This window comes from Marinicella gelatinilytica (genome assembly GCF_026410405.1).
In the GTDB taxonomy this organism is placed as follows: Bacteria; Pseudomonadota; Gammaproteobacteria; order Xanthomonadales; family Marinicellaceae; genus Marinicella; species Marinicella gelatinilytica.
Genome location: NZ_JAPMLN010000006.1, coordinates 71,408 through 81,709, shown reverse-complemented (window position 1 = coordinate 81,709; position 10,302 = coordinate 71,408). Strand labels below are relative to the sequence as shown.

Sequence of the window (10,302 nt, the reverse complement as noted above, 5' to 3'; positions counted from 1 at the left end):
AGTAAATGATGTCTAAAATCGTCAAATATTTAAAAAGTTTAACGCTTAAAGAAATTCGCCAGGGCATGTTTCTGACGCAAAAATATTTCTTTAAACGTAAATTTACGGTGCGCTATCCGGAAGAAAAAACCCCTAAATCACCGCGATTTCGTGGATTGCATGCTTTACGACGTTACCCAAATGGTGAAGAACGTTGTATTGCTTGTAAATTATGTGAGGCGGTTTGCCCGGCAGCGGCCATTACCATTGACTCTGAAGAGCGTGAAGATGGTACCCGTCGAACCACCCGTTATGAAATTGATTTATTTAAATGTATTTATTGTGGTTTTTGTGAGGAATCATGTCCGGTTGATTCCATTGTAGAAACAGATATCCATGAATACCACATGGAAACGAGCAATAAGAAAGTCATAACAAAAGAGCAATTATTAGCCATTGGTGATATGTATGAAGAGCAAATTGCTGATGCCCGTGAACAAGATAAGAAGTATAGATAATGACTCCTGAATTATTACAACAAGTATTATTTTACCTGTTTGGTGCCATTGCCATCGGGTCGGGGATGGCTGTGGTCAGTGTTAAAAACACGGTGTACTCAGCCTTATTTTTGGTACTGTGCTTTTTTAATGTGGCTATTTTATGGCTATTAATTGAAGCTGAATTTTTGGCCATTATTTTGGTGTTGGTGTATGTTGGCGCCGTGATGGTCTTATTCTTATTCGTTATTATGATGTTAGACGTTAAAAAAGTGACGAGAAGCCAATTAAAAAGTGGTTACACCAAAGCTGCTCTGTTAATAGCTGCAGCCATGCTGGTTCAACTTATCATGTTATTTGCTTATCGTCTGAAAAGCCAACTACCTGCAGATGACCTGATAAGACAAGGTGCTGATTACAGCAATGTCACAGAAATTGGACGATCCATATTTATAGACTATGTTTATCCATTTGAAATAGCGGCTGTCATATTGTTGGTTGCCATTATTGCGGCCATTATGCTGACCATACGTAAACGCCCTGAAAACAAACAAATCGATGCCTCTAAACAGATTCATGTTAATCCGGCTGACCGACTGCGGATGGTCTCAATGGATGCTGAAAAAGGCGATGGAGAAGAGTCATGAGTTTAACGTTAACCCATTATTTAATCTTTTCAACCTTGTTATTTATGGTGAGTTTAACGGGTATTTTTGCTAACCGCCGTAATATCTTGGTGGTGCTTATGTCACTTGAATTATTGTTGTTATCCGTGAACACCAATTTCATTGCTTTCTCTAAGTTTTTAGGAAATGTCGATGGACAAGTTTTTGTTTTTTTTATTCTCACTGTGGCAGCTGCTGAAGCCGCCATCGGTCTGGCCATATTAGTGATGCTTTTTAGAAACAAGAAAAGCCTTGAGGTCGATGACATTAACGAATTAGAGGGCTAATCATGGAAATGAAAACAAGTTTAATGTTGATTGCTTTTGCACCATTAGTGGCAGCCGCCATCGCCGGTTTATTCGGGCGTCAAGTTGGACGTATCGGTGCACACAGCGTTACTATTTTAGCAGTGGGTTTATCCTGTATATTGTCACTCAAAGTTTTATGGCAATTTATCAGCGGTGGTGAAGCGCCATTTAATGAAAATTTATATACCTGGGCTGTTGCCGGTGATGTCTCCATAAATGTTGGATTTTTAGTGGATTCACTCACCGCGATAATGATGTCGGTTGTCACTTTTGTGTCATTAATGGTACACATTTATACCGTTGGCTATATGAAGGATGATCCCGGTTACCAACGGTTTTTCTCGTACATTTCTTTATTTACCTTCTCGATGTTAATGCTGGTTATGAGTAACAACTTTATGCAGTTGTTCTTTGGTTGGGAAGCGGTAGGTTTGGTGTCTTATCTGTTAATCGGTTTTTGGTATAAAAAAGAATCGGCGGTATTCGCTAACTTAAAGGCGTTTATGGTTAATCGTGTTGGTGACTTTGGTTTTTTAATTGGTATTGCCGGCGTTTTATATGCCTTTGGTAGTTTGGATTATGCAGAAGTATTTGAACGGGCACCACAAGTTGCCGGTAAAACCATCGCCTTGTTCGGGTCGGCAGAATGGTCTTTGATTACAGTTATTTGTATTGCTTTATTTATCGGTGCCATGGGTAAATCAGCACAGGCGCCTTTGCACGTCTGGTTACCGGATTCCATGGAAGGCCCGACGCCGATTTCGGCATTAATTCATGCCGCAACCATGGTGACAGCCGGTATATTTATGGTCACCCGAATGTCGCCATTATTTGAAATGTCTGATGTGGCGTTAAGTTTTGTTATGTTGATTGGTGCATTTACAGCCTTTTTTATGGGTTTAATCGGCATTGTTCAGAATGACATTAAACGTGTTATTGCTTATTCCACTTTATCTCAACTGGGTTATATGACAGTGGCGTTAGGTGTGTCTGCTTATTCTGCTGCCATCTTCCATTTAATGACGCATGCCTTCTTTAAAGCCCTGTTGTTCTTGGGCGCAGGTTCCGTGATTATTGCCATGCATCATAAACAAGATATGAAAGAGATGGGAGGTTTGCGTAAATACATGCCCATCACTTTTGTGGTAATGTGGATTGGAAGCCTGGCATTGGCTGGTTTCCCGGGAAGTTCTGGCTTCTTTTCTAAGGACGTCATTATTGAAGCCACTCACTTATCCAATCGTTGGGGATCCGGCGTTGCATATTGGGCAGTTTTATTGGGTGTTTTCGTGACAGCTTTGTATAGCTTTAGATTGCTGTACTTGACCTTCCACGGTAAAGAACGCATGGATAATCACACTAAAGAACAGTTAAAAGAATCACCATGGGTGGTTACTTTGCCGTTAATTTTATTGGCCATTCCGTCTATATTTATCGGTTGGATGACCATTGAACCGTTACTGTTTGGTGGCTTTATGAATGACGCCATAGTTGTTAATGCCGGTAATGATGTGGTTAAAGAATTGGGTTTATACCATTTTGAAGGACCGGTCAGCTTTACCTTGCATGGCATGATGGCGATGCCGTTCTTCTTGTCTTTATTGGGATTTGCAGTGGCGACTTGGGTTTATCTGAAAAAGCCTGGCTTATCAACCAAAATCAAAAAACGAGTGGGGCCGATACATCGTATCTTAATCAACAAATATGGGTTTGATACATTTAATCAAAAATACATTGTTGGCGGCACTCTGAAATTGGGTGAAGCGTTGTGGAAATGGTCAGATAGTCGATTCATCGATGGACTGATTGTCAATGGCAGTGCCAAATTCGTCAATGGTGTGTCTAAACTGATACGGCCATTTCAATCAGGCTATGTCTTCCATTATGCTTTGGTGATGGTGGTTGGAGTCATCGTTTTCATCAGTTTCTACCTCTTTTAATAGGCAGTCTTAACTATGTTTGAACAATCATTATTGAGTTTACTTATTTGGCTGCCTATCATTGGTGGCTTATTGGTGCTGGCGTTAGGGCAGCAACGGGCCGGAATGGTGAAGTTATTGACATTTGCTTTGGCCATGGCTACCTTTCTATTGAGCTTACCTTTATGGATACAGTTTGATGGCAGTTCAGCCTCCATGCAGTTTGTCGAAAATCTGGTGTGGATTGGCGCTTTGGATATTCATTATCATATTGGTGTTAATGGTATTTCCATGCCATTGGTTATCTTAACCACACTCATAACGGTGCTTATTATTTTATCCGCTTGGCGGGTGATTGATAAACATGTACACCAGTATATGGCGGCTATGCTCATTTTAGAGGGCTTGCTGATAGGTGTTTTTGTGGCGCATGACGCGTTATTGTTCTATCTGTTTTTCGAAGCCATGTTAATTCCGATGTTTATTATCATCGGTGTCTGGGGTGGACCGAATCGGGTTTACGCCACCATTAAGTTCTTTTTATATACATTTTTAGGTTCGGTTTTAATGTTAATTGGCTTGATTTACTTGTATATGAAAGGAGGTACATGGAATTTAACAGAACTGGCGGCTTTGCCTTTAAGTTTACAGGAACAAACCTGGTTGTTTTTTGCTTTCCTAGCTGCATTTGCAGTGAAAATACCCATGTTTCCGGTTCATACTTGGTTACCTGATGCCCACGTTGAGGCACCAACTGGTGGTTCTGTGATTCTGGCAGCCATCATGTTAAAAGTGGGTGGTTATGGTTTTATTCGCTTATCGTTACCGATTCTGCCGGATGCCAGTCTTGAATATGCTTGGTTGCTTATCACACTGTCATTAATTGCCATTATTTATATTGGTTTAGTTGCCATTGTGCAAAAAGACATGAAAAAACTGATTGCCTATTCATCAATTTCTCACATGGGTTTTGTGACATTAGGTATCTTCTTGGTGTTTTTGTTGATGAAAGTTGATGGAAACTCTGAAATGGCTTTAACAGGTGCAGTGGTACAAATGATTTCTCATGGTTTCATTTCTGCTGCCATGTTCCTTTGTGTGGGCGTTTTATATGATCGCTTGCACACTCGTATGATTCGCGACTATGGTGGTGTTCTTAGTACCATGCCATGGTTTGGTGGATTTTTTGTGTTCTTTGCTATGGCTAATTCAGGTTTACCCGGCACCTCCGGTTTTGTCGGTGAGTTTATGGTGATTTTGGCCAGTTTTAAAGCAAATTTCTGGATTGCATTTAGCGCCGCGTTAACATTAATTTTAGGTGCGTCCTATTCTTTGTGGATGGTTAAGCGAGTGGTTTTTGGCCCCATCACCAATGAGGCTGTTGAATCATTGCAAGATGTAAGTTCCAGAGAGTTTTTTATTTTGGCCGTATTGGCTATCTTGGTTTTGGTTCTTGGAGTTTGGCCCGAGCCGTTGGTTGACGTCATGCGTGTTTCTGTTCAACAAGTGATTGAACACGTGTCAGTGAGTAAGGTGATTTAATATGTTTGGATGGTCTGAATTAATTCCCGCGCTACCGGAACTATTGGTTTTGGCGATGGCTTGTGTGGTCCTGGTTGTTGGTTTGTATTCAACAAATAAAAGTGGTGGTGGCTTTATCGTATTTTTATCGGTATTGACCATGCTGTTTGCCATTATTATTACTGCCAAAGACCATGTGGCTACAGTTGAGTTTAGTCGACAATTACTATTTAACGGCACCTTTATTCGAGATGGTTTTGGTGATATGTTAAAGATTGTGGTCTATATTTTGATGATAGCCGTATTCTTTTATGCTAAGCAATCATTGCGAACCAATCAAAATGTACGTGGCGAGTATTTTGCCTTATTACTGTTTGCCACTCTTGGCTGTATGGTGATGATCTCAGGTTATAACTTTATCAGCTTATATTTGGGTTTGGAATTGGTGGCGTTAAGTTCTTATGCATTGGTGGCTTACTCTAGAACAGACATAAAAGGTAATGAAGCGGCCATGAAATATTTTATTTTAGGGGCCATGGCTTCTGGCTTGTTCTTATACGGCGTGTCGTTGTTATATGGCGCCACAGGAACCTTGCAAATAGACGAAATGGCTTCTGCCATTGCTAGACAAGATAATGACATGCTGATGGTGTTAGGTCTTATTTTTGTATTGGTTGGGATTGCTTTTAAATTAGGAGCCGTGCCATTTCATATGTGGTTACCGGATGTTTATCAAGGGGCTCCAATTGCCACCACCACATTTCTTTCTTCAGCGCCAAAGATTGCCGCTTTTGCTCTAGCGGTACGTATTTTGAGCGAAGGTATGGAGAATATTTTTGATTATTGGCAACCCATGGTGGCGTCTCTCGCCATTTTGTCTATTATCATTGGCAACATTTTTGCGTTACAGCAAGAAAACTTGAAGCGTATGTTTGCCTATTCAACCATTTCTCACATTGGCTTTATGTTACTGGGCTTTGTTGGTGGTGCTGATGGCGTTGCGGCGTCGATGTTTTACATGATTGTTTATCTGATTATGGCTGTCGGTGGTTTTGGTCTGATTATGTTGTTGTCAACAAAAGGCATTGAAGCTGAAAATATCAGTGACTTTAAAGGGTTGAATCAACGCAATGGTTGGTATGCTTTTTTAATGTTGCTGATTCTTTTTTCAATGGCCGGGATACCGCCGCTTGTCGGTTTCTTCGCTAAGTTATATGTACTTCAGGCCATCATAGCCCAAGGTTATATTTGGTTAGCTGTTACCGCTGTTATCTTTGCCGTCATCGGAGCGTTCTATTACTTACGGGTTGTTAAAGTTATGTACTTTGATGAATCTGAAACCGATCAAGCCATTGATGTCAGTTTTGACGTTAAGGCCATATTAAGTGTCAATGCGTTGGCGCAATTGGGTCTGTTGGTTATTTTGCCGGTTCTGTTTCAATATTGTATTTATGTCACTCAATCGTTGTAATTAATGAACAGTCAAGCTGTACAAGTAGGTCTTATTATGGGTTCGCAGTCTGATTGGCAAACCATGCATGAGACTGCGAAATTAATGGATGAATTGGGTGTTAATTACGAGCAAGAAGTTGTCTCTGCACACCGCACACCGGATAAATTAATGGATTATGCTGCTGCCGCAGCCGGTCGTGGTCTAAAAGTTATTATTGCCGCTGCCGGTGGCGCCGCCCATTTACCGGGTATGGTCGCAGCGAAAACAGCGTTGCCGGTTATTGGTGTACCGATTCAATCTAAAACCCTCAATGGCATTGATTCTTTGTTGTCAATTGTACAAATGCCTGCAGGTATTCCGGTCATGACCATGAGTATTGGTGTTGCCGGTGCTAAAAATGCAGCCCTGGCGGCTGCATCCATTTTGGCATTACAGGACTCAGAGATTGCACAGGCACTTAACAGTTATCGACAACAACAAACTGAGAAAGTGCTGAATAACCCAAATCCGGCACAACCCTCATGACCCCAACCATTGGCATACTGGGGGGAGGGCAATTGGCTCGGATGATGGCTTTGGCCGGTTATCCCTTGGGCTTTAATTTTGTCTTTTTTGATCCGAAGGAAACGGCATGTGCCGGTCAAGTGGGGCGATTAATCAGTGCGGATTATGACAATGAAATTGCTATTGAAGAGTTTTGTCAGCAAGTTGACTTGGTGACCTTGGATTTTGAAAATGTACCGGTTGACACATTACGCAATATTGCAAAAAAGAAACCGGTTTTTCCCTCGCCTGATATCTTAGCAATCGCGCAAGATCGGTTACTTGAAAAACAATTTTGTCACTCAATTAATGTACCTACAGCCGAATTCGAACCAATCAATGGTTTATCCGAATTGAAATTCGCGGCTAAGAAATTTGGTTTTTCTGCTATCTTAAAAACCAGACGCATGGGCTACGATGGTAAGGGCCAATATTTAATCAAAAATGAACAGGATCTAACCCAAATTCCCGGCAATCTGTTTGAAAAAGATTTAATTCTTGAGCAATTGGTGCCCTTTGAACGTGAAGTTTCTGTGATTGTTGCCCGTTCTCAATCCGGCGATATTAAAACATGGCCACTGTGTGAAAATAAACACAAAGAAGGTATTTTAACCACCACCATGGTTCCCGCTAAACCAAACGATCTAGATGCCACCGCATTTGAATATGCCATTAAAATGGCTGAGTCTCTGCAATATGTCGGTGTTATGGTGATTGAGTTTTTTCAAACCAAGGATCAGGTTTTGGTCAACGAGTTTGCTCCACGAGTACATAATTCCGGTCATTGGACCATCGAAGGTGCTCATACCTCTCAGTTTGAGAATCATCTCCGCGCCGGGCTTGATTTACCTTTAGGTGATACCGGTATGGATGGTATGGCAGCCATGCTAAATTGGATAGGCGCTTTTCCTGATCAATTACACCATTTAACAGATGTTGGCTTATATTGGCATGTTTATGGAAAACAACCTAAACCCGGTCGTAAAATTGGCCATGCCACGTTAACAGCGCCAGATCCGCAACAATTACATGATAAGATATTGCAATTAGTTAATCGACTTGGTGTTCAGTTGTAACCACCTTATCAACACCCGACCATCAATCACATGAGTATTTGTCTTTTCGGAGTGAATCATAAAACCGCTGATATTGCCATCCGCGAGCGATTTACGGTTGCCGAAACAGATTATCAAGAGCGCATTAAACTTGTTTTGGATCATCCATCGATTGAGGCTGTCGTTATTTTAAGCACCTGTAATCGCACAGAGTATTATTTATCAGTGAGCTCAACCTCAGATTTTGAGGAATACTATTCGTCTTTATTCGGCCAACAAGACAACCATCAAGTTATTTATAAATTGACTAACCAACAGGCGGTTAATCATTTATTTGCGGTCACTGCCGGGATAGATTCCCTGGTGGTGGGTGAGACCCAAATTCAAGGACAGGTAAAAACCGCTTTTGAAGCGGCTAAACAGGTTCGCATAGACAGCTCACTTGATAAGCTGTTTCAAATGGCCTTTAAAGCTGCAAAATTGGTTCGTTCTGAAACTGAGATTGGTCGTAACCCAGTGTCTGTTGCGCATTGTGCGGTCCAATTAGGGCGTCAAATATTCGGTGATTTACAAAAGCAAAAAATACTGGTGGTGGGTGCGGGTGAAACCTCTGAATTGGTTATTCGGTATTTAATTAATCACCAAGCCGGCCACATGACCCTCACCAACCGGACCCGCAGTAAAGCGGAAAAAATGGCGCGAATTTTTGATACCGGGGTTATGCCGTTAAATGATATGGAATCGCGTTTGTCTGAGTTTGATTTGATATTTACCGCCACCGCAAGTCCACTGCCGTTAATCAGTCATCAAGCTGTTAAAAAGGCGCTGCTATCGAGAAAACATCGGCCGATGGTAATGATTGATTTGTCAGTGCCACGCGATATTGAAGACTCCATTAGATCATTTGATGACGTTTTTTTGTATGCAGTGGATGATCTTCAGAAAGTAATCACCGAAAACATGAGTCGACGTCAGAATACCGTGGTTGAAGCACGCCGAATCATTGAAGCAGAAGCTGCGCTGTATATGCAATGGTTACAACGCAAAAAATACCATAATTTACTGCAACAGTATCAAAATAAGGTGGACAAAGAAAAAAACCGAATATTAGCCAAAAAGCTGTCCGAAAATGATGACGAAGTCATGCAAAAAATGGAAATTTTGGCTCATCAAGTCAGCAAAAAAATTGCCCACCCGGTTATTAGTGGTCTTAGAAAAGTGATAGAATCAGGTAATGAGGAACACATTAAAATGATTGCTGAATTACTTGAATTAGAAATAGAAAATGACACCTGAAGTCAACCAGAAATTAGCCATAGCAGAAGATCGCTTTGAAGAAATTACGCATTTATTGGCTGACCCTGAGGTCATGTCAAATCAAGATAAATTTCGTGATTTATCCAAAGAATATGCTCATTTAGAACCCCTTGTTCAAACCTATCGTCAGTACCGGTTAGCTCAGCAAGAGCTGGTTGATGCCAAAGAGATGTTGGCCGATAAAGAACTTAAGGATTTAGCGCAAGAAAGTGTTCGTGAAAATGAAGCAAAGCTAAGTCGTTTGGATGACGCGCTTAAAGTATTGTTGGTGCCTAAAGATCCCAATGATGACAAAAATATTTATTTAGAAGTGCGGGCCGGAACCGGGGGAGATGAAGCAGCCATTTTTGCCGGTGATTTGTTTCGTATGTATATGCGATACGCTGAAAAACGGGGCTGGTCTACTGAATTGGTGAGCATGAATGAAGGCGAACATGGCGGTTACAAAGAAGTCATTGCTTTGATCAAAGGGGCGGGTTGTTATGGTGATTTAAAGTTTGAATCCGGCACCCATCGGGTGCAAAGGGTGCCCGAAACTGAATCGCAGGGCCGGGTACACACCTCAGCTTGTACGGTGGCGATTTTACCTGAAGTCAATCAAACCACTTCAATTGATATTAATCCTGCTGATTTACGGATCGATACGTTTCGTTCATCAGGTGCGGGCGGCCAGCATGTGAATACCACGGATTCAGCTGTGCGTATTACCCATATACCAACCAATACCGTTGTAGAATGTCAGGATGAACGATCACAACACAAAAATAAAGCCAAAGCCATGTCATTATTGGCCTCTCGCATACTGGCTGCAGAGCAACAAGCCATTCATTCTGAACAATCTGAACAAAGAAAACTACAAGTAGGCAGTGGTGATCGATCTCAAAGAATCCGAACTTATAATTATCCACAGGGTCGAATAACTGATCATCGAATCAATTTGACCTTATATCAGTTAAGTGAGATCGTAGAAGGTCATTTAGAAGCCATCATTAATCCGCTCAAGCAAGCGCATCAAGCTGACTTGCTGGCACAACTTGGTCAATAA

General features: G+C 41.4%; 10 protein-coding genes. All 10 read left to right on the top strand.

Features of this window, described 5'->3' with window-relative positions; genetic code table 11:
• Positions 1–8 precede the first annotated feature (8 nt).
• The 10 genes from nuoI to prfA are packed head-to-tail and all read left to right on the top strand — an operon-like array spanning position 9 to position 10,302.
• Positions 9–497, top strand: a complete 489-nt coding sequence (gene nuoI / locus OS173_RS05485) for an NADH-quinone oxidoreductase subunit NuoI (RefSeq protein ID WP_456085701.1) — start codon at positions 9–11, stop codon at positions 495–497.
• On the top strand, positions 497–1,123 hold the full coding sequence (locus tag OS173_RS05480) for an NADH-quinone oxidoreductase subunit J (protein ID WP_267183261.1): 627 nt from the start codon (positions 497–499) through the stop codon (positions 1,121–1,123). The genes nuoI and OS173_RS05480 overlap by 1 nt, the downstream gene beginning before the upstream one ends.
• Positions 1,120–1,428: an NADH-quinone oxidoreductase subunit NuoK gene (gene nuoK, locus OS173_RS05475; protein ID WP_267183260.1), complete on the top strand. Its 309-nt coding sequence runs from the start codon at positions 1,120–1,122 to the stop codon at positions 1,426–1,428. Before OS173_RS05480 ends, nuoK begins: the two co-directional genes overlap by 4 nt.
• Before the next feature lie 2 nt (positions 1,429–1,430).
• Positions 1,431–3,389, top strand: a complete 1,959-nt coding sequence (gene nuoL, locus OS173_RS05470) for an NADH-quinone oxidoreductase subunit L (protein WP_267183259.1) — start codon at positions 1,431–1,433, stop codon at positions 3,387–3,389.
• Between the two features lie 15 nt (positions 3,390–3,404).
• A complete protein-coding gene (locus OS173_RS05465) occupies positions 3,405–4,910 on the top strand; it encodes an NADH-quinone oxidoreductase subunit M (protein WP_267183258.1) in 1,506 nt (501 codons plus the stop codon).
• Between the two features lies 1 nt (position 4,911).
• Complete coding sequence (gene nuoN / locus OS173_RS05460; RefSeq protein ID WP_267183257.1) at positions 4,912–6,360, top strand: NADH-quinone oxidoreductase subunit NuoN; 1,449 nt, start codon at positions 4,912–4,914, stop codon at positions 6,358–6,360.
• Between the two features lie 3 nt (positions 6,361–6,363).
• Positions 6,364–6,867, top strand: coding sequence for a 5-(carboxyamino)imidazole ribonucleotide mutase (purE, locus tag OS173_RS05455; RefSeq protein WP_267183256.1), 504 nt, complete (start codon positions 6,364–6,366; stop codon positions 6,865–6,867).
• On the top strand, positions 6,864–7,961 hold the full coding sequence (locus OS173_RS05450) for a 5-(carboxyamino)imidazole ribonucleotide synthase (RefSeq protein ID WP_267183255.1): 1,098 nt from the start codon (positions 6,864–6,866) through the stop codon (positions 7,959–7,961). Before purE ends, OS173_RS05450 begins: the two co-directional genes overlap by 4 nt.
• 30 nt (positions 7,962–7,991) lie before the next feature.
• Entirely contained in the window at positions 7,992–9,236 is a 1,245-nt protein-coding gene (gene hemA / locus OS173_RS05445) for a glutamyl-tRNA reductase (protein ID WP_267183254.1), read from the top strand.
• On the top strand, positions 9,226–10,302 hold the full coding sequence (gene prfA / locus OS173_RS05440; RefSeq protein ID WP_267183253.1) for a peptide chain release factor 1: 1,077 nt from the start codon (positions 9,226–9,228) through the stop codon (positions 10,300–10,302). Before hemA ends, prfA begins: the two co-directional genes overlap by 11 nt.